The organism is Chiayiivirga flava (assembly GCF_014202825.1).
GTDB lineage: Bacteria > Pseudomonadota > Gammaproteobacteria > Xanthomonadales > Xanthomonadaceae > Chiayiivirga > Chiayiivirga flava.
Window position 1 is genome coordinate 400,682 of the sequence record NZ_JACHHP010000001.1, and the last position, 23,937, is coordinate 424,618.

General features: G+C 69.1%; 21 protein-coding genes. 9 read left to right on the forward strand and 12 right to left on the reverse strand.

What is annotated here, in order from left to right; all coding sequences use genetic code 11:
* Position 1: 1 nt before the first annotated feature.
* The gene (locus tag HNQ52_RS01720; RefSeq protein ID WP_183959166.1) at positions 2-1,429 is read left to right on the forward strand and encodes a DUF1501 domain-containing protein; all 1,428 of its coding nucleotides are present in this window, start codon (positions 2-4) and stop codon (positions 1,427-1,429) included.
* Here HNQ52_RS01720 and HNQ52_RS01725 read toward each other — a convergent pair.
* Together HNQ52_RS01725 and HNQ52_RS01730 are read right to left on the reverse strand one after the other, a co-directional pair.
* A complete protein-coding gene (locus tag HNQ52_RS01725; protein ID WP_183959168.1) occupies positions 1,419-2,072 on the reverse strand; it encodes a rhomboid family intramembrane serine protease in 654 nt (217 codons plus the stop codon). The two genes, HNQ52_RS01720 and HNQ52_RS01725, sit on opposite strands and share 11 nt — an antisense overlap.
* A gap of 59 nt (positions 2,073-2,131) precedes the next feature.
* Positions 2,132-2,467 carry an MGMT family protein gene (locus HNQ52_RS01730; RefSeq protein WP_343059157.1) on the reverse strand — a complete coding sequence of 112 codons (336 nt, stop codon included), beginning with the start codon at positions 2,465-2,467 and terminating at the stop codon, positions 2,132-2,134.
* Between the two features lie 158 nt (positions 2,468-2,625).
* Between HNQ52_RS01730 and HNQ52_RS01735 the strand changes: the two genes are divergently transcribed.
* Entirely contained in the window at positions 2,626-3,033 is a 408-nt protein-coding gene (locus tag HNQ52_RS01735; protein WP_183959172.1) for a hypothetical protein, read from the forward strand.
* Positions 3,034-3,084: 51 nt separating this feature from the next.
* On the opposite strand, the gene HNQ52_RS01740 is transcribed toward HNQ52_RS01735, so the two are convergent.
* Both HNQ52_RS01740 and HNQ52_RS01745 read right to left on the reverse strand, forming a co-directional pair.
* Positions 3,085-4,212, reverse strand: coding sequence for an inorganic phosphate transporter (locus tag HNQ52_RS01740; RefSeq protein ID WP_183959174.1), 1,128 nt, complete (start codon positions 4,210-4,212; stop codon positions 3,085-3,087).
* Between the two features lie 10 nt (positions 4,213-4,222).
* Positions 4,223-4,849, reverse strand: coding sequence for a DUF47 domain-containing protein (locus HNQ52_RS01745; protein WP_183959176.1), 627 nt, complete (start codon positions 4,847-4,849; stop codon positions 4,223-4,225).
* 275 nt (positions 4,850-5,124) lie between these two features.
* On the opposite strand from HNQ52_RS01745, the gene HNQ52_RS01750 reads away from it, so the two are divergent.
* From HNQ52_RS01750 to asnB, 3 genes are all read left to right on the forward strand, one after another.
* Positions 5,125-6,462, forward strand: coding sequence for a hemolysin family protein (locus HNQ52_RS01750; protein ID WP_183959178.1), 1,338 nt, complete (start codon positions 5,125-5,127; stop codon positions 6,460-6,462).
* A 1-nt stretch (position 6,463) separates the two neighbouring features.
* A complete protein-coding gene (locus tag HNQ52_RS01755) occupies positions 6,464-7,093 on the forward strand; it encodes an exopolysaccharide biosynthesis protein (protein ID WP_183959181.1) in 630 nt (209 codons plus the stop codon).
* Between the two features lie 96 nt (positions 7,094-7,189).
* The gene (gene asnB / locus HNQ52_RS01760) at positions 7,190-8,914 is read left to right on the forward strand and encodes an asparagine synthase B (RefSeq protein ID WP_183959183.1); all 1,725 of its coding nucleotides are present in this window, start codon (positions 7,190-7,192) and stop codon (positions 8,912-8,914) included.
* 84 nt (positions 8,915-8,998) lie between these two features.
* On the opposite strand, the gene HNQ52_RS01765 is transcribed toward asnB, so the two are convergent.
* The 6 genes from HNQ52_RS01765 to HNQ52_RS01790 form a co-directional block, all read right to left on the reverse strand.
* Positions 8,999-10,465, reverse strand: coding sequence for a serine hydrolase (locus tag HNQ52_RS01765; protein ID WP_183959185.1), 1,467 nt, complete (start codon positions 10,463-10,465; stop codon positions 8,999-9,001).
* Positions 10,466-10,589: 124 nt separating this feature from the next.
* Positions 10,590-11,525 (reverse strand): isopenicillin N synthase family oxygenase, encoded by a 936-nt coding sequence (locus HNQ52_RS01770; protein ID WP_183959187.1) that lies wholly within the window; start codon positions 11,523-11,525, stop codon positions 10,590-10,592.
* A 290-nt stretch (positions 11,526-11,815) separates the two neighbouring features.
* Positions 11,816-13,162, reverse strand: a complete 1,347-nt coding sequence (gene glmM, locus HNQ52_RS01775; protein WP_183959189.1) for a phosphoglucosamine mutase — start codon at positions 13,160-13,162, stop codon at positions 11,816-11,818.
* Positions 13,159-14,046 (reverse strand): acetyl-CoA carboxylase, carboxyltransferase subunit beta, encoded by an 888-nt coding sequence (gene accD / locus HNQ52_RS01780; RefSeq protein WP_183959191.1) that lies wholly within the window; start codon positions 14,044-14,046, stop codon positions 13,159-13,161. The genes glmM and accD overlap by 4 nt, the downstream gene beginning before the upstream one ends.
* A gap of 79 nt (positions 14,047-14,125) precedes the next feature.
* Positions 14,126-14,722 (reverse strand): GNAT family N-acetyltransferase, encoded by a 597-nt coding sequence (locus HNQ52_RS01785; RefSeq protein WP_183959935.1) that lies wholly within the window; start codon positions 14,720-14,722, stop codon positions 14,126-14,128.
* A gap of 258 nt (positions 14,723-14,980) precedes the next feature.
* Complete coding sequence (locus HNQ52_RS01790) at positions 14,981-16,807, reverse strand: DUF885 domain-containing protein (protein ID WP_183959193.1); 1,827 nt, start codon at positions 16,805-16,807, stop codon at positions 14,981-14,983.
* Positions 16,808-16,919: 112 nt separating this feature from the next.
* Here HNQ52_RS01790 and HNQ52_RS01795 point away from each other — a divergent pair, with 112 nt between their 5' ends.
* The 3 genes from HNQ52_RS01795 (at position 16,920) to HNQ52_RS01805 (ending at position 18,958) form a co-directional block, all read left to right on the forward strand.
* Positions 16,920-17,780 carry a 23S rRNA (adenine(2030)-N(6))-methyltransferase RlmJ gene (locus tag HNQ52_RS01795; RefSeq protein WP_183959195.1) on the forward strand — a complete coding sequence of 287 codons (861 nt, stop codon included), beginning with the start codon at positions 16,920-16,922 and terminating at the stop codon, positions 17,778-17,780.
* Positions 17,777-18,271 (forward strand): Slp family lipoprotein, encoded by a 495-nt coding sequence (locus tag HNQ52_RS01800; protein ID WP_183959197.1) that lies wholly within the window; start codon positions 17,777-17,779, stop codon positions 18,269-18,271. The genes HNQ52_RS01795 and HNQ52_RS01800 overlap by 4 nt, the downstream gene beginning before the upstream one ends.
* Positions 18,272-18,409: 138 nt before the next feature.
* Positions 18,410-18,958 carry a GNAT family N-acetyltransferase gene (locus HNQ52_RS01805; protein WP_183959199.1) on the forward strand — a complete coding sequence of 183 codons (549 nt, stop codon included), beginning with the start codon at positions 18,410-18,412 and terminating at the stop codon, positions 18,956-18,958.
* 23 nt (positions 18,959-18,981) lie between these two features.
* Here HNQ52_RS01805 and HNQ52_RS01810 read toward each other — a convergent pair whose 3' ends face one another.
* Positions 18,982-21,735, reverse strand: a complete 2,754-nt coding sequence (locus tag HNQ52_RS01810) for a serine/threonine-protein kinase (RefSeq protein WP_183959201.1) — start codon at positions 21,733-21,735, stop codon at positions 18,982-18,984.
* Entirely contained in the window at positions 21,732-22,292 is a 561-nt protein-coding gene (locus HNQ52_RS01815) for an ECF-type sigma factor (protein WP_221281877.1), read from the reverse strand. Before HNQ52_RS01815 ends, HNQ52_RS01810 begins: the two co-directional genes overlap by 4 nt.
* A 206-nt stretch (positions 22,293-22,498) precedes the next feature.
* Here HNQ52_RS01815 and HNQ52_RS01820 point away from each other — a divergent pair, with 206 nt between their 5' ends.
* Positions 22,499-23,887, forward strand: a complete 1,389-nt coding sequence (locus tag HNQ52_RS01820; RefSeq protein WP_183959205.1) for an NHL repeat-containing protein — start codon at positions 22,499-22,501, stop codon at positions 23,885-23,887.
* Positions 23,888-23,937 lie beyond the last annotated feature (50 nt).

The window sequence follows — 23,937 nt, forward strand, 5'->3', positions numbered from 1 at the left end:
CATGTCTTCGATCCGTACCATGCTCTCGCGCCGCACGTTCCTGCGCCGCAGCCTCGTCGCCGCGGCCGGCGGCGCCGGGTTTTTCATCGCTCCGCAATCGCTGTCGCTGCTCAATGCGGCGTGGGCGCAGCAGACGCCGCGGGGCGACGATTACAAGGCGCTGGTGTGTGTCTTCCTGCTCGGCGGCAACGACGGCTACAACCTCGTCGTGCCGCGCAGCACGGCCGAGTACGCGGTCTACGCCGACCGCCGCCGCGGGCTGACGATCCCCTCGGCGCAGTTGCTGCCGATCGAACCGCTCAGCGGTGCAACGCACGCGCTCGGCCTGCATCCGGCGCTGGGCGAGATGCGCGATCTGTTCCAGCAGCGCCGGCTGAGCGTGCTCGCCAACGTCGGTGCGCTGCTGGAACCGGTGTCGCGCAGCGCCTACGACAACCGCAGCGCGCGCCTGCCGCCGCAGCTGTTCTCGCACAACGACCAGCAGGACTTCTGGCAGACGCTGGAAGCGCGCTCGCCGGTCGACAGCACGCCGATGAGCGGCTGGGCCGGTCGCGCGGCCGATCTGCTGCACGCCGGCTACAACCCCGATGCCACGATCGCGATGAACCTGTCGCTCGCCGGCGCCAATCCGTTTCTTGCCGGACGCGCATCGCAGGCGCTGGCGGTGGGCACCGGCGCGATCAGCTCGCTCGTCACCGAACACGACGACGATGCCGCCCTGCGGCTCGAAGCGCTGCTCGCGCAGTCGCACCCGAACCTGCTCGTCGAGCAGTATCGCCGCACGCTGCAGGGTGCGGTCGGCGATTACCGCACGCTGCAGTCGGCACTGGCCGATGCGTCGCCACTCGCGACCGCGTTCCCGCCGCCGCCGGCCGAAGGCGCGCCCGCGGCCGACCGCTTCGCGTTCGTGCTCGGCAGCCAGCTGCGCCGCGCCGCCGAGCTAATTTCGCTGCGACAGACCTTCGGCCATCGCCGCCAGATCTTCTTCACCGCGCTCGGCGGCTTCGACACGCACGATTCGCAGTCGCGCGACCAGCCCGAACTGCTCGCCGGACTCTCGCGCGCGCTCGGCGCATTCCACGCAGCGACCGTGGAACTGGGCGTGGAAAGCGAAGTGACCACGTTCACCAGCAGCGAATTCGGCCGCAGCCTCACCAGCAACGGCGACGGCTCCGACCACGCCTGGGGCAACCATCTGTTCGTGTTCGGCGGTGCGGTGGACGGCGGTCGCATCGTCGGGGAGATGCCCGACCTGTCCGCCGCCAGCCCGGTGATTGCCGGCGACGGCAATCTGATTCCGCAGATCTCGGTGGATCAGTACGGCGCCACGCTGGCACGCTGGTTCGGCGTGCAGGACGAAACCGCGCTCGACGTGCTGTTCCCCAGCCTTGCCAACTTCGACACGCGCGATCTGGGCTTCATGCTCTAGGACGCGGGCGCCGGAACGGCCAGCGCCCGCGCCAGTACTGGATCAGCAGGAAACCGAACGCCATGCCGCCCAGATGCGCGAAGTGCGCCACGCCCGAGCCGCGGTAGAACACACCCATGAAGAGTTCGAGCAGTCCGTAGAGGATCACGAACGTGCGTGCCTTCATCGGAATCGGCGGAATGATCAGCATCAGCCGCGCGTGCGGGAAGAGGATCGCGAAGGCCAGCAGGATGCCGAACACGCCGCCCGAGGCACCGATGGTGGGATACGGGTTGCCGGTGTCGCGGAACGTCAGCGTCGCCACCACCAGCTGCACCAACCCGGCGCCCGCGACGCAGACGACGTAGTACAGCGCGAAACGCCGCGATCCCCACACCCGTTCGATCTGCCCGCCGAACATCACCAGCGCCAGCATGTTGAAGAACAGGTGCGCGAGATTGGCGTGCAGGAAACCGTAGGTGACGAGCTGCCACGGCAGGAACTCGACCGTGACCGGCATCCCGCCGAGCAGGCCGGCGTGTTCCCCCAGCGGCCACAGCATGAACGGGAAAAACGTCGGGTCGCCGAGCATCCACTGCAGGAAAAACACGAGGACGTTGCTCGCCAGCAGCGCGCGCGTGATCGGGGGCATGTCGTTGAACATCGGTGTCCACGCAAGAGGGCCGTCCGCCATCTTAGCCGCGACGCACCGCCGCGAGCGCCTCAGCGTGGCGGGCCCCAGAGGAAGGCATCGATGTCGTCCGGTTCGGGCGCGCCGTGCGCGCGCCCGGCCTCCACCCGCACGCCCTCCGCGCGCAAGCGCGCGCTCTGCTCGCGCCAGCCGCGCGAGCCCTCGGGAAAGGCGATGCGGCCGCCGGCGCGCAGCACGCGGTGCCAGGGCAGGTCGGGGTCGTCGTTGTCGCCGAGCACGCGCGCGGTGAGGCGTGCACGCCCGGGCAGCCCCGCGCGGCGCGCCACCTCGCCATAGGCCGCGACGCTGCCGGGCGGAATCGCGCGGATCGTGGCGAGGATGCGCTGTTTCGCGATCGCGTACGGCACGCTCTCGTTCGCGGTCGTGCGCGGCACATTCGCGGGTTTTTCCGCGGATTTTATCGCGGGCTTTTTCGCGTGCTTTGCCGCGGCTGCGGACACGCCGCCTGTTTTTCGCGGAGCCATCGCCCTAGAATACCGGCCTCCACGAACGATCGGCCCACCCCATGCAGAATTTCGAGCAAGTCCGCGCGCACGCGACATCGCACTACGCGGTGCGGACCAACGATCCCTACCTGATCGGCATCGAACTGAGCCTGGACAACGGCACCCGCCGGCAGGGGCTGTTCCTGGCCGAGATGGAGGGCGAGGACGGGCGCAACTACCTGCGCGTGAGCACCTCGATCGCGCCGATCACCGGCATCGATACCAAGCGTGCGCTCTACTTCAACTGGGAGCAGCGCTGCGGCTACCTCGCCGTGTCCGAGCTCGACGGCATTCCGTATCTGCACCTGTGCGAGAACCGCCCGTACAACGCACTGACGGCGGCGGAAATCGACCGCATCGTGATCGAGATCGGCGGTCTGGGCGACCGCATGGAGCGCACCTTCTCGGCCGGCGGCGATCTGTTCTGACGGTTCCGCGCGCAACACCGCGGCAGCGGTGCGCGTGAAGCGCCTCGGCGGTCAGGCCCAGCCGAGCAGTCGCAGGCCCTCGACCATCAGATAGGCGATGCCTCCGGCGGCCGGGATGGTCAGGATCCACGCCCAGATCATCCGCTCCACCACGGTCCACTTCACCGCATTGAGGCGTTTGGCGCAGCCCACGCCCATGATCGCGGCGGAAATGTTGTGCGTGGTGCTGACCGGGATGCCCAGCGACGACGCCAGCGTGATGACGGACGCGGCACTGGTCTCGGCCGCGAAGCCGTGGATCGGATGCAGCTTCACCATCTTGTGGCCGAGCGTCTTGATGATGCGCCAGCCGCCGGCGGCCGTGCCTGCCGCCATCACCAGCGCGCAGGTGATCTTGATCCAGGTGTCGATGTCGCCCTCGCGCAGCGCGGCATCGGACGGATGCAGGAAGGCGAGCCAGTCCGGCAGGTTGTCGAGCGTGCCGACGGCCTGCGCGCTCACCAGCGCCAGCGCGATGATGCCCATCGTCTTCTGCGCGTCGTTGAGCCCGTGCGCAAACCCCATGTAACCGGCCGAGACGATCTGCGCCTTGCCGAAGAACCCGTTGACCCAGCGCGGCCGCGCAAGGCGTGCCAGCGGTCCGCCGGTCTTCGCCATGCCCGCGATCAGCGCGAACAGCAGGCCCATGATCGCGAAACCGGCAAGAAAGCCCATCACGGGCGAGGTCACCATCGGCACCACCACCTTCCACAGCACGCCGGCGCCCTTCCACCACGGATCGGCCGGCTGCGACCAGATGATCGCGGCCCAGTCGGTGCCGGAAGCGCCCAGCGCGGCGCCGCACAGTCCGCCGATGAGCGCATGCGAACTCGACGACGGCAGGCCGAGCCACCACGTGATCAGGTTCCAGACGATGCCGCCGGACAGCGCGCAGATCAGCACCTGCGAGGTGATCGTCACCACCTGCACGTCGACCAGGCCCGAGGCGATGGTCTTGGCCACCGCGGTGCCCCACAGCGCGCCGACGAGATTCATGCCGGCCGCCAGCATCACCGCCTGCATCGGCGTGAGCACCTTGGTGGCCACCACGGTGGCGATGGAATTGGCGGTGTCGTGGAAACCGTTGATGTATTCGAACACCAGCGCGAACAGCACCACCATCAGCACGAGGGTCAGCACGCGCGCGGCCTCAGGAGTTCTTCAGCACGATCTGGTATGTCACCACGCCGGCCTCGCGGCAGCGGTCGATCGCCTTCTCCAGCAGTTCGAAGAAATCCTTGATCAGCAGCACCTGCAGGCCGTCGTACTTGCCCGAGTACAGGTCGCGGTACATCTCCAGGATCAGCCGGTCGGCCTCGGCCTCCACATTGCGCAGGCGGTCGTACAGCGCCTTCATCGGCTCGATCTGCAGCTTGCGCAGGCCGCGCACCATCTGCGCGACGAGCTGCGTGGCCTCCTCCAGCATCGCCGCGCGCGGGCCGAACTCGATCTGGGCGAGCTTGTCGCCGGCCAGCACGAAGCGGTCGGCGAACTTCTCGATGGTCTTGGGAATGCGGTAGATCGCCGAGCCCAGCGCCTCGATGTCCTCGCGCTCGAGCGCGGTGACGAAGGTGTCGACCAGTTCGCGGCTGATCTGGTCGGAGATTTCCTTTTCCTTCTGCCGCGCGATCTTGAAATCCGACAGCGAGGCCTCGTTGCCGCGCGACTTCACGAGCGTGCGCAGCGCGCCGGCACTCTGCACCGCGGCGTCCGCCGCCGCCTCCAGCAGTCCGTAGAAACGATCGCCCTTGCCGAAGATGGTTTGCAGGGAAAACATGCGGAGTGCCCCGGAAGTGGTTGATTTGAATGAACCGCGCGCCACCGTGTGACCGCGATGTGACCGCTAGCTTAATGGAAGGCGGGAGATTGGACGAGGCGCGCGTGAGAGTGAGATGCGCGGGAAACGCGCGGACGACAGCGCGCGTGCGGCCTCGTTCGTTCCCGACGTGCCCGGATCGAGCGCCTTACGCCCCGAAAGCGGGCTATGGCATAGTGCACCCCCGCCCCACCTTCACCCGCGGAGACCCGTGCCGGCGCCTCCGCCGGCGGCCCATGGCCCTCGAAATCACCGTTGTCCTCGTCCTCATCCTGATCAACGCCTTCTTCGCGCTGTCGGAGATGTCGGTCGTCACCTCGCGCAAACCCAAGCTCAAGCAACTGGCCGGCGACAGCCGCAGCGCGCGCGCCGCGCTCGACCTCGCCGAGCATCCCGAGCGTTTTCTCTCCACCGTGCAGGTGGGCATCACGCTGATATCGATCCTCACCGGCCTGTTCGGCGGCGCGGCGATCGGCGCGCGCGTCGGCCTCTGGCTGGGGGGCCTGGGCATCGATCGCGAAGTGGCCGAGGGCCTGGGCGTGGCGATCAGCGTGGCGCTGATCACCTACTTCAGCATCATCTTCGGCGAACTCGTGCCCAAGCGCGCCGCGCTGCTCGCGCCCGAGCGCATCGCCGGCGTGGTCGCGGTGCCGATGCAGGTCATCGCGAAGATCACCGCGCCGTTCGTGTGGTTGCTGACCGTCAGCACCCGCACCCTGCTGCGCGTGCTGCGCCTGCAGGGCTCCGAATCGCGCGTGTCGGAAGAGGAAATCCGCCTGCTGGTCGCCGAAGGCCACGAGCAGGGCCTGATCGACGACGACGAACGCAACATGATGAACCGCGTCATGCGCCTGGGCGACCGCAGCGCCGACAGTCTGATGACGCCGCGCACGCGCATCGCCTGGCTCGACGCCACCGCCAGCCGCGACGAGAATCTCGAGGTGATGCGCGACACGCCGTTTTCGCGTTACCCGGTCTACCGCGGCTCGGACAGCGAAGTGATCGGCGTGCTCGAATCCAAATCCCTCGCCGCGCTCATCGGCAGCGGCGAACGCGAGCGCGATGCGCTGTTCCGCACGCTCAGGCCACCGCTGTTCGTGTCCGAATCCACGCGCGCGCTCAACCTGCTGGAGATCTTCCGCGAGGAAAACGCGCACCTTGCGCTGGTGGTGGACGAATACGGCGACATCCAGGGCCTGGTGACCCTCAACGACCTGCTCGGCGCCGTGCTCGGCCGCCTGCAGCAGGACGAGAGCGAGGCCGACGAGGAGGCGCAGGTGGTGCGCCGCCAGGACGGCAGTTATCTCGTCGACGGCCGCCTCTCCACCGAGGATCTTCGCGAACTGCTGTCGCTGAACGCGCTGCCGGACGAGGAAGACCACGACTACAACACCGTCGCCGGCATGATGATCGCGCGCTTCGGCCGCATTCCGCACTCGGGCGAGGCGTTCGACTGGGAACAGTGGCGCTTCGAAGTGGTGGACCTGGACGGCGCGCGCATCGACAAGCTGCTGGTGCAGCGCGTGCAGGCGGCCCCTGCGGACACGGCGTCCGATCCGCACGAGAGCGACTGACATGAGTCGACTCACGCCTCTGCCCGAAGGCGTGGCGCCGCTGCGCACGAGCACGCTGCTGAGCATCCTCGGCGACGATCGCGCCGGCGGCTCGATCAGCTTCGAGGAACTGCTCTCGAGCTTTCGCCAGCGCGCCTTCGGTGCGCTGCTGCTCGTGATCCTGCTGCCGACCTTCATCCCGGTGCCGATCGGCATCGGCGCGATCACCGGCCCCATGATCGCGCTGCTCGGCGCCCAGATGCTGCTGACGTTCTCGCGCCCGTGGCTGCCTGGCTGGGTGCGTCGCCGCCGCATGGAGCGCGCCACCGTGGCCCGTTTCGGCGCACGCTTCCGTCCGCTGCTGTCGCGGCTGGAACGGATCTGCCGTCCGCGCCTGACGCAGATCACCGAACGGGTATGGGCGCACGCGTTCACCGGCCTGCAGCTGGTGATCCTGGGATTGCTGCTGGCGCTGCCGATCCCGTTCACCAACTACCCGTACGGGATCGTGCTGCTGTTGTACGCGGTGGCGCTGATCGAACGCGACGGCGTGCTGCTGCTGATCGCCTGGACGCTCGGCATCGGCGCGATCGTGGCCAGCGTGATGCTGTCGGGCGAGGTCGTGGCGCTGATCGGCCGCATGCTGGGTTGATCTCGCCGCCGATGCCGGCGGCTTGACGCAGTGCACAAAATCGACGGCGCTGATAGCATCGGCCTCCCGTCCTTCCTCACCCCGGCCCTGCCCCGCATGTGCTCGATTCTCGGCATTCTCGATCTGAAGTCCGATCCCGTCGCCCTGCGCGCGCAGGCGCTGGACCAGTCGCGCCGCATGCGGCACCGCGGGCCGGACTGGTCGGGGGTGTATGACGACGAGCACGCGATCCTGGTGCACGAGCGCCTGGCCATCGTCGGCGTGGACAGCGGCGCGCAGCCGCTGAAGAGCCCGGACGGGCGGCAGGTGCTCGCGGTCAACGGCGAGATCTACAACCACCGCGCGCTGCGTGCGGAGCTCGAAGCGGAATTCGAATTCCAGACCCATTCCGACTGCGAAGTGATTCTGCCGCTGTACCTGCGCGGTGGCGACCCGGGCGCGTGGCTGAACCGCCTTGAGGGCATGTTCGCCTTCGTGCTGTGGGATGCCGCGAAGAAGACCTGGCTCGTGGCGCGCGATCCCATCGGCATCATCCCGCTCTACTTCGGCTACGACGCCTCCGGCAATCTCTACGTCGCCTCCGAGCTCAAGGCGCTGACGCCGATCTGCCGCGACGCCAGGGAGTTTCCGCCCGGGTCGTACTGGACCTCCGGCGATGCGGAGCCCACGCTCTATTACAAGCCCACGTGGCGCGACTACGCCGCCGTGGCCGGCAACGCGTCGGACCGCGCCGCGCTGCGTCACGCGTTCGAATCCGCGGTGCGCAGCCACATGATGAGCGACGTGCCGTACGGCGTGCTGCTGTCGGGCGGGCTCGATTCCTCGCTCGTCGCCGCCATCGCGAAAAAATACGCCGCGCGCCGCGTGGACGAGGACGAAAAGACCGAAGCCTGGTGGCCGCAGCTGCACAGCTTCGCGGTCGGCCTGCCCGAGTCGCCGGACCTCAAGGCCGCGCGGCAGGTGGCGGCGCACATCGGCACCGTGCACCACGAATTCCACTTCACCGTGCAGGAGGGCATCGACGCCCTGCCCGACGTCATCGCACACCTGGAAACCTACGACGTCACCACCATCCGCGCGTCCACGCCGATGTACCTGATGGCACGCCGCATCCGCGCGATGGGCATCAAGATGGTGCTCTCGGGCGAAGGCTCGGACGAACTGTTCGGCGGCTATCTCTATTTCCACAAGGCCCCGAACGCGCAGGCCCTGCACGAGGAAACCGTACGCAAGCTCGACAACCTGCACCTGTTCGACTGCCTGCGCGCGAACAAGTCGATGGCGGCCTGGGGCGTGGAAGCGCGCGTGCCGTTTCTCGACCGCGGATTCATCGACGCGGCCATGACCCTGGATCCGGAAGTCAAACTCTCGGGCAAGCAGCGCGGTCGCATCGAAAAGCAGTTCCTGCGCGAGGCGTTCGCGGGCTACCTGCCCGACGCCGTGCTGTGGCGGCAGAAGGAGCAGTTCTCAGACGGCGTGGGTTATTCGTGGATCGACTCGCTCAAGGCGCACGCCGAGCAGCAGGTCTCGGACTCCGATCTGGCCAACGCGCGCCACCGCTTCCCGCACAACACGCCGCTGACCAAGGAAGCGTTCTTCTACCGCACACTGTTCGAACGGCACTATCCGCAGGCCTACGCCGCCGAGTGCGTGCCGGGCGGTCCGTCGGTGGCGTGTTCGACCGCTGCGGCGCTGGAATGGGACCCGTCGCTGAAAAACGTGGTCGACCCGTCCGGCCGCGCGGTGCAGGCCGTGCACAACGACGCCTACGCCTCCCCTGCAAACCCGGCGCCATCGACGCCGGCCGCCGCCGGCGCCTGAGCAAGAGCACGCGCAGCGGCAGACCATCGGCGCCCGCCGAGACCGCGGACCGCGACCGCCGTCGCACCACCCGTGACGGCGGCGCTACGGCAGCGCCGCCACCAGCTCGAGCACGCGCCCGAGCACGGATTGCACGTCGAACTGGTCGACGCCGCCGCTGCCGTCGTTCGACATCGCCACCACCACCAGCGGCTGCTCGCCGGTGCGTTCGAGCATCCACGCGTGCGTGAGCACGTGGAAGTCGTTGGCTGCCGCGGCGAGGCTGCCGCCCTTGTACCAGACGCGGTCCCATCGGTTGCGCACGCCCGGCTGCCCGGAGCTGGCGCCGACGGCGTAGTCGATCGTGGTGGCGGCGTCGCCGTCGAAGGTGCGCAGGTGCGCGAACGTCGCGCAGACGTCGTACGGGCTCGCGCTCCAGCTGCCGCCGGCGAGCAGCGACACGTTGAAGTACGGGAACGGTCCGTTGCCGAGCGGGCCGAGCGGCTCGATCTCGTCGGCGAGGAACTGCAGCTGGTCGGCCTCGCTTCCGTCGACGTAATCCTGCGCCACGGCCAGCGGGAACGAATAGAACAGGTGGAACTGCTGGTTGATGCTCAGCAGTGGCTGCAGCACCGACGGATCGGCGACGCCGGTGTCGACCACGGCCTGGTCGAGCGCGACGCGGCCGACCAGGTCGTGCAGCAGGTCGGTCGCGGTGTTGTCGCTGATGCCGAGCATCAGCACCGCGAGGTCGAACACGCTGAACTGCGTGCCGAGCGGCTCGTCGTTGATCACGCCACCGCGCGCGAGGTGTTCGGCGACGAGCGCGACCAGATCCTCCGGCGCCGCGATGCCGTCCGCGATCGCGCGTGCGACGCCGGCCATCACCCACAGCTTGAAGATCGATCCGGTGGCGCGCGGCGTGGCCGGATCGCGTTCGACGATCGGCTGGCACTGTCCGGCGTCGTCGATGCGCGCGATGAGCAGGCCCGGCGCCGCCGACAGCGTCATGAACTTGTCGACCGCCTGCGTCAGCGTCAGCGTGCTGTCCTCGGGATACTGCGTGCTGCCGCCGTAGTTGCTGACGCCCAGCAGCACGATCGGCCCGCCGCCCGAGTAGGTGGCGCCGATCTGCAGATAGCCGAGCCGGTCGTCGGCCGGCGCGCGGATCACCACCACCACGCGGATCGACGTGACCGTCACCACGTCGTCGATCACCGCGTCCGGAAACGTGGTGCGCAGCGACTGCAGGAACGCCTGCGTGTTCGCCACCGGGATCTGCGACAGCCAGCCGGCGCTGAAATGCGCGTTGACTTCCTCCGCGGTGGTGGTTTCGCCCGCAGCGAGCTCGTCCATCAGCCAGGCGAGCTGGTCGGTGGTCGGATTCGACGGCAGCTGGAATTCGCCGTCGACGCGCGGGAACAGCGGCCGGATCGGCCCCGGCTCGAAGCCGTCGGCGAACAGCGGCTGCGCACCAGCGCTGCCGGCCAGCGCCGGCGGCGGCACCAGGCAGGCGGCCAGCAGCAGTGTCGTGGCGATGCAGGCGCGGAAGGCGGTGGCGGTAACGGTCATGCGTGGACTCCGGCGGACGATGGACAAGGGGCGTCCAGAGCCGATGCGCACGATCGCGCGCAACCGGCTCAGCACCGTCCCGCTGCCGTCGCGGCGCACGGCCGCCACGCGCCTGCGCCCGTGATCAGCGCAGCTTGATTTCGCGCAGCCGCTCTTCGAGGTAGCCGTGCGCCGTGATCGGCTCGGGATAACGGCTCGGCCGTTCGGGCGTGATGCACGACGGCAGCACGTCGATGAGGAAGTCCGGATTCGGATGCAGGAAAAACGGCGTCGAGTAGCGCGGCTTGCGCGCCTGTTCGCCGGGCGGATTGGTCACGCGGTGGGTCGTCGACGGGTACACGTGGTTGGTCAGGCGCTGCAGCATGTCGCCGATGTTGACCACGATCGTGTCGGCGTCCGCGGTGAACGGCACCCAGTCGCCGTTGTGCGCGCGCACTTCCAGACCGGCCGCGCTGGCGCCGACCAGCAGCGTGATGAAGTTGATGTCCTCGTGCGCACCGGCGCGCACGTTCGGAATGTCGTCGGCGGTGATCGGCGGATAGTGGATCGGGCGCAGGATCGAGTTGCCGTTGTTGGTCTTGTCGGCGAAGTAGTTCTCCGGCAGGCCGATATGCAGCGCCAGCGCGCACAGCACGCGCGCGCCGAGCTGGTCCAGCGCCTGGTACAGCGCGTAGGCCTTGTCGCGGAAGTCCGGCACTTCGTCCGGCCACAGGTTGGGCGGCATCACGTCGGCGTATTTCGAGCCGGGCGGCAGTTCGCGACCGACGTGCCAGAACTCCTTCAGGTCGAAGTGTTTCGCACCCTTGGCCGTCTCGATGCCGAACGGCGTGTAGCCGCGCGCGCCGCCGCCACCGGGCACGTGGTACTTGCGCTTCACCTCGTCCGGCAGCGCGAAGAAGCGCTTGAACACGTCGTAGGACTCGTCGATCAGCCGCTGCGGAATGCCGTGGTGGTTGATGCCCGCGAAGCCCCACTCGCGGTAGGCCGCACCGAGTTCGGCGACGAAAGCATCGCGATCGGTGTCGTAGCGGCGGATGTCGAGGGTGGGGATCTGGCTCACGGGTGGTCCGGGACTGGGCTGGATCGGTGATTCTAGCGCCCGGGTCGGAGATGGGGGGAGCGTTGCGGGATCGGCCCCCTTCCGCCCCGCCGGGCACCTTCCCCCGCTGCGCGGGAGAAGGACCCGCAGGCGGCGAGGCGAACTGGCTGCATCGCCGTTGCACTGGTGCTTCTGGCCCGATGGAGCACCTGCGCGCACGATCCACGCGCCCTCGGCTGTTCCTTCTCCCGCTTGCGGGGGAAGGTGCCCGGCAGGGCGGAAGGGGGCCGCTCTTGCGACCCCCCGCCCACTCAACCCTGTCCGGCTGCCCCGCGCACGGCCGCCACCACCCGGTCCAGCGACGCCTGCATCAACTCCGCGTCGTCGGCCTCCACCGTCACGCGCACCACCGGCTCGGTGCCGGACGCGCGCACGAACGCGCGCCCGCGCCCGCGCAGCCGCTCGCCGGCACGCGCGATTTCGTCGAGGACCTCGGGCGCATCGGCCGGTCGTTGCCCGGCCGCCACCCGCACGTTTACCGTCTTCTGCGGCACCTTCACCAGGCCCGCACGCAGGCCGGCCAGCGTACCGCCGCGCCGACGCAGCACTTCGAGCACCTGCAGCGCGGAGACGATGCCGTCGCCGGTGCTGGCGCTGTCCAGGCACAGCAGATGCCCGGAGGTTTCGCCGCCGAGCGTGCCCTCGCCTTCCACCAGCATCTGGTGCACGTGGCGATCGCCCACACGCGCCCGCCGGAACGGGATGCCCGCGTCGGCAAGCGCGCGCTCCAGCCCGTAGTTGGTCATCAGCGTGCCGACCACCGGACCCTGCAGGCGCCCGGTGCGTTGCCAGTCGAGGGCGAGGATGTAGAGCAGGTCGTCGCCGTCGAGCACGCCGCCGTCGGCATCGACGAACTGCAGCCGGTCGCCGTCGCCGTCGAAGGCGATGCCCAGATCGGCGCGTTTCTCGCGCACCGCGGCCTGCAGCGTGGCGATGTGCGTGGAGCCGACCTCGCGGTTGATGTTCAGCCCGTCCGGCTGCGTGCCGATCGCGTCGACCTTCGCGCCCAGTTCGGCGAACAGTTTCGGCGCGATGTGATACGTGGCGCCGTGCGCGCAGTCGACCACGATGTTCAGTCCGCGCAGCGAGAAATCCTCGGGCACGGTCGATTTGCAGAATTCGGCGTAACGCGCGGCGGCATCGTCGATGCGGATGGCCTTGCCGAGGTCTTCCGAGGCGACGGTGGAGAACGGCTCGCCCAGCGCCGCCTCGATCGCAAGCTCGGTGGCGTCGTCGAGTTTCTCGCCGTGCGCGGAGAAGAACTTGATGCCGTTGTCATGGTGGGGATTGTGCGAGGCGCTGATCACGATGCCGGCATCCGCACGCAGCGAGCGCGTGAGGTACGCCACGCCCGGCGTCGGCATCGGGCCGAGCATGCGCACGTTGGCTCCGGCCGCCACCAGCCCGGCTTCGAGTGCCGCTTCGAACATGTAGCCGGAGATGCGCGTGTCCTTGCCGATGACCACGCTCGCGTGGCCCTCGCGCGCCAGCGCCCGGCCGGCGGCCCAGCCGAGCTTGAGCACGAAATCGGCCGAGATCGGGCCCTCGCCGACGCGTCCGCGGATGCCGTCGGTGCCGAAGTATTTGCGTTCCGTCATGCCGGCGCGGCGACGCTGGCGGAGGGCCTGGGCGCGTGCGTGAACAGCGCCAGCAGGTCGGCGAGTTTGTCGCGCAGTTCGCGGCGATCGCAGATCAGATCGATGGCGCCGTGGTCGAGCAGGAACTCGCTGCGCTGGAATCCGTTGGGCAGCGTCTCGCGCACGGTCTGCTCGATCACGCGCGGACCGGCGAAGCCGATCAGCGCCTGCGGCTCGGCCACGTTGATGTCGCCGAGCATGCCCAGGCTCGCCGACACGCCGCCGGTGGTCGGGTGCGTGAGCACGGCCACGTACGGCAGCCCCGCCGCACGCAGGCGCGCCAGCGCGGCCGAGGTCTTGGCCATCTGCATCAGCGAGAACAGGCCTTCCTGCATGCGCGCGCCGCCGGTGGCGGTGAAACACACGAACGGCATTTTGCGCTCGAGCGCGAACTCCGCGCCGCGCGCGAACTTTTCGCCCACCACCGCGCCCATCGAGCCGCCCATGTAGCGGAACTCGAACGCACATGCCGCGAGCGGGCGGCCCTTGAGCTGGCCGTGCATCGAGACCAGCGCGTCCTTCTCGCCGGTCTGCTTCTGCGCGGCCTTGATGCGGTCGATGTATTTCTTCGAATCGCGGAACTTGAGCGCGTCGACCGGTTCGAGCCCGGCGTCGAGCTCCACGGCCGTGTCCGCGTCGAAAAACCGCGTGAGCCGCAGCCGCGCCTCGATCGGCATGTGGTAACCGCATTTGGGGCACACATCGAGGTTGCGTTCCATCTCCGGGCGGTAGAGCACCGCCGCGCAGCTGTCGCACTTTTCCCAGAGGCCTTCGGGCACGGTGCGTTGCTTGTTCGCGCCATCGGTGCGGATGCGCGAGGACATGAGTTTCTGCAGCCAGCTCATGGGGGTCCGGGTCGGGCGGGAGGCCGCGTAGTGTAGTGCCTGCGCGGCGCGGCGGCATGTGGTCCGGCCGCGCGCGGGGTCAGCGCAGCGGGCGCAGCCAGAAGGTCAGCGGTTTCTCGGTCTCGTCCGGCTCGCCGAGTTCCTTCCATGCAAGACGCATCGTCATGCCGGGTTGTCGGACATAGTCGCGCTTGTGCCAGAACGTTTCGTTGCCGCGATGGTCGGGCGGGCGACGGGGATCGTCGGGATCGCGATCCACGGCGGCGAACGCGGCGAGATCGAACCCGCCCAGCCGGCGCGCGTGCGCCTCGCGCTCGTCGAAGAACCGGTGGCCGATGCCGCGGCCGCGGTAGCCGGGCAGCAGCACCGATTCGCCGAAATAGAACACCCGATCGACGTCGATGCCGCGCGCACGGAACGGCGCCTGGAACGCGTCGCCGTCGTCGCGCAGCGGAATGCCGGTGGATGCGCCGACGACGCGTCCGCGGTCGAATGCGAGAACGAAGACGGCGCGCGGACACGTCGCGTAGGTTGCGAGGTAGCGCTGTTCGTAGGTCTCCTCGCCGTCGTAGAGATACGGAAAATCTCGGAACACGGCGATGCGCAGGCGCGCAACGTCGGCCAGCCACGGCGCGATGTCGTTGCCGCTGACGGTGGTGACTGCAAGTGCCGGCATCGTCATGAACCGTTCCCTAGATCCGCATCTGCGTCGTCCCGGCGAACGCCGGGACCCAGTGACTTTTCTTGTCGTTGTCTGGTTCTTGCCCCGTCAAGCAAAGCGAAACCGAGCAACGTCACCGGGTCCCGGCGTTCGCCGGGACGACGGGGGCGGGAGAACGCGGAAGGATGTTCCCCGGACAGCCGCGGGCGTGCGCCGCGATGACCGTCGGGCTCCCGGCGCGCTGAACGCGTTGCCGCGGCATGCGCCTGCCGGTCAGTCCGCCGCCGCATTCTGTGCCGCAATCCATACATCGATGCGTTGCTTGAACAACGTCAGCGGCATGTCCCCGCCGGTCAGCACGAAATCATGGAAGCGCGCGAGATCGAACGCCTCGCCGAGTTCGGCCTTCGCGCGTTCGCGCTGCGCGAGGATTTCGTTCATGCCGACCTTGTACGCCAGCGCCTGCCCCGGCATCACGAGGTAACGTTCGATCTCGGCCACCACATCGGTTTCCGGCATGCCGGTCTTCTCCAGCATGTACGCGATCGCCTGTTCGCGCGTCCAGCGCTTGGCGTGCATGCCGGTGTCCACCACCAGGCGCACGGCGCGGAACATCTCGGCCTGCAGCCGGCCGAGGTTGTCGAGCGGATCGTCCTGGAAGCCGATCTCCCACGCCAGACGCTCGGCGTACAGCGCCCAGCCTTCGGAAAATGCGGTGAACGGCAGCACCTTGCGGAAGGTCGGCACGCCGGTGAGTTCCTGCTGGATCGTGGTCTGGAAATGGTGGCCGGGGATCGCCTCGTGGTAGGCCAGCGTGCGCATGGCAAAGCGCGCCACTTCGGCGGTGTTGCGCAGGTTGATGTAGAAGGTGCCGGGGCGCGAGCCGTCGAAGGCCGGCGGGTTGTAGTACGCGCCCGGCGCGGTCTTCTCGCGGAATTCGGGCACGCGCTCCACCGTCACGCCCTGTTTCGGACGCACGTTGAAGTATGGGCCGAGGCCGGCATCGATCTCGTCGATCATCGCCTGGAAGTCGGCGATGATCTGCGCACGGCCGGCATCGGTGTCCGGATACAGCTGGTCCGGGCGCGTGGCGATCAGCTGCACGCGCGCGCCGACGCTGCCGTCGACCAGGCCCTGCGCCTGCAGGATCGCGTCCATTTCACCCTCGATGCGCGCCACTTCCGACAGGCCGAGCGCATGCACCTGCGCGGGCGTCATGTCGGTGGTGGTGTGGTTGCGCACTTCGTGGGCGTAGTAGGCCTCGCCGTCGGGCAGCGCCCACACGCCGTGGTTGCCGTCGAGTTTCGGCAGCAGGCCGTCGTAGTACGCGATGAACGTTCCGTACGCCGGATAGACGCTGCGCTCGATCGCGGCCGCGACGCCGGCCTTGAGCTGTTCGCGCTCGGTTTCCGGCAGCACATCGGGTGCGATCTTCAGCAGTTTCTCGACGAACGAGGTGTAGAGGATGTTGTCCTGCGGCGCCGCGGCGACGAAGGCGCGCATCTCCGCGAGCACTTTCTCAACCACGAAGCGCGGCGGCAGGATGCCGCGCTGCTCGCGGATGGCGAGGCCTTCGAGCACCTGCTCGAACTTCAGCGGGAACTTGTCCAGCCGCGCGATGTAGTCGGCCGCGTCGCTTGCGTCGCGGACCTGATGCTGCGTCGCCATGAACGTCGGCATCTCGTTCTGCACGCCGAACAGCTGGTTGAGCGGATAGTTGTGGTAGCGGAAGCGCTCGCCTTCGACCTGCATGCCGAGGAAATAGTCGAGCATGTCGTACGACACCTGGGTGTCGGCGTCGAGGTCGGCACGGTCGTAGCGCTTGAGCGTTGCGTAGTCGTCGCGCAGCTTGGCAAAGGTTTCGTCTTCCTTCGCGGGGGACGCATCGGCCAGATCGTCCTCGTACCAGTCGAGCCACGGCGGCAGCATGCGCATGCTCGACAGCATCTCCGGATTGTCGACCGCGAACTCGATGAAGACGCGCTCGAAGAACACGCGGATCGACACCGGCTTGAACCAGATCAGGTTCACCAGCAGCAGCGCGGCAAGCAGCAGCACCAGCAGCAGCAGACGCACACTCCAGCGCAACGCGGTTCGCATCGGACACCCCCATGAATGGACCGGGAACATACCAGATGCGGGGCTGGGCGCGGTGTGACGCGCACCGTATGCTTGGGAGCGCCCAGGCGCGATCGCCCACGCTGGACGCCGGATGAACTACCGACACGCCTACCACGCCGGCAACCACGCCGACGTCCTCAAACACATGGTGCTGCTGGCGCTGATCGATGCGCTGCAGCGCAAGGACACGCCGTTCTTCGTGCTCGACACGCACGCCGGGCGCGGCCGTTACGATCTCGAAGCGCTGGAGGCGGGCAAGACCGGCGAGGCATTGGCCGGCATCGACCGCCTGCGGCGCTGGGCCAAGAACGAACGCACCATCGCGCCCGTGCTCAAGCGCTACCTGGAAGCCGTCCGGCCGGCGCTGTCGGACGCCAGGCCACGCTACTACCCTGGTTCGCCGCTGCTCGTCGCACAGGCGCTGCGCGAGGGCGACCGCCTCGCCGCGTGCGAACTGCAGCCGGACGAGGCCGCCGCACTCGCCGCGCTGTTCGCGCGCGACCGGCAGGTAGGCACACACCTGCGCGACGGCTACGGCGCGATGAAGGCGCTGCTGCCGCCGCCGGAAAAACGCGGGCTGGTGCTGATCGATCCGCCCTACGAAGCCCAGGGCGCCGAGTTCGATACCGTGCTCGACGCGGTGCGAGAGGCGCTGCAGCGCTGGCCGCAAGGCATTTTCGCGCTCTGGTACCCCATCAAGCAGCGACGCACGCTGATGCCGTTCCTGCGCCGGATCCCGCACCTGCCGATCAAGAACGCGTGGCTCGCCGAGTTGCTGGTGCGCCCGGACGATTCGCCGCTGCGCATGAACGGCAGCGGCATGCTCGTGCTCAATCCGCCGTGGCAAGTGGAACGCGACATCGCCGCCGCGCTGCCGCAGCTCTCGAAGGCGCTCGGCGAACCGGGTGCCTCGCATCGGCTCGAATGGATCAAGCAGGAGATTGCCGCATGAATGCACTGCACGCGACGGCACTGTCGGCCGTGCTCGCCGCGCTCGCCGGATGCGCCGCCGCACCCGCGTTCGAGCAGCTGCCGGCCACCTCGGCGCCCTCGCCCTACGCGGTGGCCGACGCGCCGGAGCGCTTCGCCGACCAGCCCGTGGTCTGGGGCGGCATGATCCTGGACGTGAAGAACTTCGCCAGCTACAGCGAGATCGAGATTCTCGCCTTCCCGCTCGACGACAGGCAGCAGCCGCTGATCGAGCTGGCCGACCAGGGACGCTTCGTCGCGATCGCGCCGGGCTACGTCGAGGGCGAGGATTTCGCCGCCGGGCGCTATGTGAGCCTGATCGGCACGATCACCGGCGGGCGCGAGGCGCCGCTGCGCAACACGACGTACTACTGGCCGGAAGTGGCACTCGAACGGCTGAAGGTGTGGCCGCGCGATTTCCGCCACAACACGCGCCGGTTTTCGGTCGGCATCGGGATCAGCGGCGGGCTGTAGTCCACGCGCCGCGTTGCCGCAACTGAACGCGGACGTCGCGTTTAGAGCAGGCGCTCGCCGCGCGGCTGTCACCGTCGCCCCATGACCAATGCCCTTCGTTATGCTGCACCCCGGGTCTCATCGAGGTCGCGTCACCGCATGCAGCGCGTGTCCCTGCCGCAACGCTGGAGCGAGCGCCTGCATCTGGACGACGGGCGCGACCTGCTGCTGCGCCCGATCCAGCCCGAGGACGCCGAGCCGATCCGCAACGCGTTTTCGCTGCTGTCGCCGGACGAGGTGCGCATGCGCTTCCTGCATCCGATCAAGGAACTCACGCCCGAGCTCGTGCATCGCCTGACGCATCTGGATCCGGCGACCGAATTCGCGCTGGTGGCGGCCGAGCCGCTGCCCCCGGGCGAGGCGCTCGTCGGGGCCGTCGGGCGCGTGTCGGTGGAACCGGGGACGCGGCGCGGGGAATTCGCCATCCTCGTGAGCCGCTTCCTCGCCAACCAGGGCCTGGGCCGGCTGCTGATGCGCAAGCTCGTGCGCTGGGCAAAGCTCAAGAAGCTGGACGAGCTCTACGGCGATGTGCTCGACGAAAACAGCGCCATGCTCGGACTTGCCGACGCGCTGGGCTTCCGGCGCGAACTGGCGCCCGACGATCCGGGCATCGTGCGCGTGCGGTTGGCGTTGCGCACCGCGGCCTGAGCCGCGGCACTGCGACGGACGGCTCAGGCGCCGCCGAGCCGTTCGCGCAGGGCCTGCAGCTGCGTGCGCAGCGCCGCGTCGGGCACCAGCAGCGGATCGAGGATGGTGCGGGCTTCGTCCAGGCGCCGTCGCGCCTCGTCGCGGCGGCCGCGCGCGAGTGCGACGTCGGCAAGTTCCAGCGCCACTTCGCCGCAGCCGATGAAGGTCTCGCCGAACAGGCCGGCCCAGTGCGCGTGCGCGGCCTCGAGGTGGGTCTGCGCGGCGGCCAGATCGCCTTCGCGCTGCGCGAGCAGGCCGCGCTGGCGCAGCACCGCCGCCCACGCGCCGCCCTCGCGGCCACCGAGGTCGTCGATCGACGCCTCGACATCGTCGAGGCGTTGGCGCGCCTGTGCCACGTCGCCGAAACGGCGGTTCCAGTCGGCCAGCTGCAGCAGGCGGCGCGCGCGCTGGCGGCGCAGCACTTCCAGGTCGTCGCCTTCGACCTCCATGCCGATGTAGTGCAGCGCCTCTTCCGCCTTGCCGCGCAGCATCAACAGGCGGCCGAGGTTCTGGCGGTAGTTGGCAAGTTCGAGACGGTGCTCGTCGGGCGTCTGTTCGACGATGCCCAGCGCCGTGCGCATCATCGGCTCGGCGCGTTCGAAATCGCCGATTTCCTCGTACATCGATGCCACGTTGTTGTAGTCCATCGCAAGCGACGGATCGTCCGGCGCCAGCACGCGGCGGTTCACTTCGAGCGTGCGCAGGAACTGCGTCGCGGCCTCCTGCGTGCGGCCCTGGTCGTAGTACACCGACCCCAGTTCGCTGTGCACGTTGGCGATGAGGATGCTGTCGTTGCGCAGCAGTGCGCTGCGGTACTGCAGCACTTCCTGCAGGATGCGCTCGGCGTCGTCGTAGCGGCCGGCCTGGCGATAGATCGATGCCTGCGTGGTCAGCATCCCCATCAGCTGCGGCGCGCCCGCGGGCATCGCGGCGCGCAGCTGCGCGATGGCAGGCTCCACCGTCGCGACGGCGCGGTCCACGTCGCCGCCCGCGGCCTGGGTCTCTGCCACGGTCACATCCACCTGCGCGCCCTGCACGGAACCCTCGCCGAAGCGCGCGCGCGCGACGCTGCGCGCCTGCTCCAGCGCGGCGATGGCACCGGCGCCATCGCCGCTGCGCATGCGCAGCATGCCGAGCGATTCGAGCAGGTTGATGTCGCGTTCGGCGTCGTCGCTGCCGCGCGCCAGCGTCAGTGCCTCGGTCAGCGCGTCGATGCCGGCGGCGTACTCGCCGCGCAGGTCGCGCGCGGACGCGAGCGCGGCCAGCAGGTCGATCAGGGCATCGCGGTCCGCGCCGCCCCGGCGCGCGTCCGCGACGGCCTGCTCCAGCGCCGCGGTGGCCTTCTCCGGCTGGCCGAGATTGCGGTAGATGCTGCCCAGCGTGCCGAGCAGCCGACCGCGCTGCGCGGCCGGCATGTCGTCGCGCTCGGCCAGGCGCTCGCGCCCGCGGTCGATCAGTTCGACCGGCGTCATCGCCGCGGCTGCGCGGCCCTTCTCCGGATCGGCCTCGCTGAACAGGCCGACAAGGAAATCGGTGGCCGACGCCGCCGCGGCCGATTCGGCCTGGGCAACGGCCTCGGCCTGCAGCGCGCGATCGCGCTCCTCCACCAGGCGCCACGCGAAGCCCGCGAGCAGCAGTACCGCCGCCGCCGCCGCCGCCACGCCGAACGGATGCCGGCGCAGGAATTTGCCGAGGCGGTAACCGACGCGATCGGGCGCGGCAAGGATCGGCCGCCCGTCCAGGTGGCGTTCGATGTCCTGCGCCAGCGCCTCGGCCGACGCGTAACGCGCGCCGGGTTCGCCCGCGGTCGCGCGCGCGACGATGCGGTCCAGGTCGCCGCGCAGGGTGCGCCGGTGGCCGGCGGCGACGGCGCTGGGCGCACGCAGTTCGCCATCGGCATCGGGCTGCGGCGCGGTGTCGGTGAGCAGCTCGAACAGCAGCAGGCCGAGCGCATAGATGTCGGTGGCGGTGCTCACCGGCTGGCCGCGGCGCTGTTCGGGACTCGCGTACGCGGGCGTGAACCATTGCTGGGTGAGGCCGCTGCCGAGGTTGTCCGGATCCACCAGTTTCGCGATGCCGAAATCCAGCAGCACCGGCCGGCCGTCCTCGCGCAGCAGCACGTTGGCCGGCTTGATGTCGCGATGCACGATCAGGCGCTGGTGCGCGTAGTGCACCGCAAAGGCAAGGTCGCGCACCAGGCGCAGGCGCGTGGGAAGATCGAGCCCGCGCGTGCGCGCCGCCACGACCACCGGCTCGCCGCGCACGTACTCCATCACCAGGTACGGCTGGCCCTGGACGGTTTCGCCGCCGTCGAGCAAACGCGCGATGTTGGGATGATCGAGCTCGGCCAGCAGCTGGCGCTCGTGCCGCAGCTGGTCGGCCGCCTGCGAGGACGCAAAGCCGCGGATCAGCTTGATCGCCACCTGCTGGCGGAACTGCTCGTCAGCACGCTCGGCGAGGAACACCAGGCCCATGCCGCCGGCGCCCAATTCGGACACGAGGCGATACGGCCCGAGCCGCTGGCCCGCGAGCGGCAGTTCGGTGGCGTCGGCCACCGCGGCGCCGAGACGACCGGTGAGGCCGCCGGTGCTGCCGTCGGCCGCGAGCATCGCGCGCAGTTCGCTGCGCAGCGCGTCGTCGATGTCGAGCGATGCGAGCCACGCCTCGCGCAGCGACGGATCGAGTTCGATGCCTTCGTCGAACAGCGCCTCCAGGCGCTGCCAGTGCGTGGCACTCATGGCTCCAGACGCTGCTTGAGCCAGGCGCGGGCGAAGCGCAGGTCGCGGTTCACGGTGGCGAGCGAAACATCGAGCACCTTCGCCACTTCCTCCAGGTCCAGGCCGACCAGATAGTTGAGTTCGATCACGTCGGCCTTGCGCGGATCGCTCTCGCGCAGCTGCGTGAGAGCCTCGTACAGCGCCGAGGCTTCCTCGCCGCCGTCGGCCGCCACGTTCTCGGCCGCGCCGAATGTCACGCGCAACTGGTCGCCGCCGCGCTTCATGCTGCCGTGGCGACGTCCGAGGTCGTGCAGGATGTTGCGCATGGCCACTGCGACGGTCTTGAAGAAATGCGCGCGGTCCTGCCATGCGACATCGGCGCTGAGCAGGTTCAGCACCAGTTCGTTGGCAAGTTCGGTGGGCTGCAGCAGCGCCGGGCCCGGGCCGTCGCGCAGACGGCGCGCGGCGAGCTGGCGGATGCGATCGTAGACCAGCGCCATCACCCGGTCCGCCGCGGCGCTGTCGCCGCCGCTCCAGCGTTGCAGCAATCCGGTCAGTTCGGCCGATTCGTGACTCATGGGCAGACTCATGGTGTGGACAGGACGACGATCGCGCCCGATGCGTCGCTGAACGAAGACCCGCGACGAAACGAAAGCGGCGAAACGACATGATACGGGCCGCGCCGCCATTGCGTTACCTGCCGAGAGACACCCATGCCGGGTGCCATCGGAGATTGTTCGTCATGCGCTTTACGCTTCATTCCCTTTCCCGACGCGCCGCCGCCGTGGCGTTCGCCACCACCCTCTGCGCCGGCGCGGCGCATGCGCTGCCCGGCCAGCTCGACCTGGGCTACGGCGACAACGGCGTGTTCGTCATCGGCAACGGCGGCTCGCAAGAGCGCATCGATGCGCTGCTTCCGGCATCCGGCGGTCGCGTGCTCGCGGCAGGCGCGCTGTACCGCATGCGCGACGACCAGGGCGGCACCGCCGGCAACGACATGGCGGTGCTGCGCCTGCGCAACGACGGCAGCCTGGACGATACCTTCGGCACCGGCGGCATCGCACGCATCAACGCCGGCGACGGCGACTCGCAGGGCGCCTACGACATCGTGCGCCAGCCCGACGGCAAGCTGCTCGTCGCCGGCATGCTGGAATTCGTGTCCTACACCGACGCGGCCATCGCACGCCTGCTGCCGGACGGCACGCTCGACACGAGCTTCGGCAACGCCGCCGACGGCGGCGGCCGCACCGGCTTCCGCACGATCAACCTGGGCGACGACGAGTTCAGCCACGAGGAAGCCCGCGGCGTGCTGCTGCAGAGCACGGGCAAGGCCGTCCTCGCCGCCCGCGCGCCCTCGCCCGTCAGCGGCAGCTACGCGCACTTCACGCTGACGCGCGTGGATGCGAACGGCGATGTCGATCCCACGTTCGGCGGCGGCACCGGCAAGGTGGTGACGCCGACGCTGCTGCCGGAAACCTACGAGTACGTCAACGGCGTCGCGCGCTCCGCCATCGACACCACGCCGACCAACAACCGCATCCTCGTGTTCGGCTACATCGCGCATCGCAGCCGCGCGCTGATGCGCCGCTACCTGCCGGACGGCGCGCCCGATGCCAGCTTCGGCACCGGCGGCACGGTGGTGGTGGAGGATGTGGCGGTGGGCGGCGTGCGCACGGGCATGTCGAGCATCGAGGACGCAGTGATCCTGCGCGACGGCAGGATCCTCGCCGCCGGCACCGCCAGCGATCGCGGTTTCGTCGTGATTCGCTTCCAGCCCAACGGCACGGTCGACACGAGCTTCGGCAGCAACGGCCGCGTGCTGGTGAAGATCAGCGACGGATCGCAGTACGACGAGGCCTACGCGCTCACGGTGCAGCGCAACGGCGCAATCATCGTGACCGGTTACGGCACCACGCAAACGGCCGGCGCGCCGCGCAAGGACTTCATGGTGGTGCGCCTGCGGTCCAACGGCCAGCGCGATGCGGCGTTCGGCGACAACGGTGTCGTCACGTACCCGATGTCGGACGACGGCGACACCGCGTATGCCGTGCGTGTGCTGGGCAACGGCCGCATCGTGGTCGCGGGTGAAGCGTTGGTGGGCAACACCTACGACATGGCGGTGCTGGGCCTGCAGGGCGACCCGGACATCTTTGCGGACGGGTTCGAGGACTGACTCCGGGGGGCTTGCCGGGAGCAGGCCCCCTTCCGCCTGCCGGCACCTTC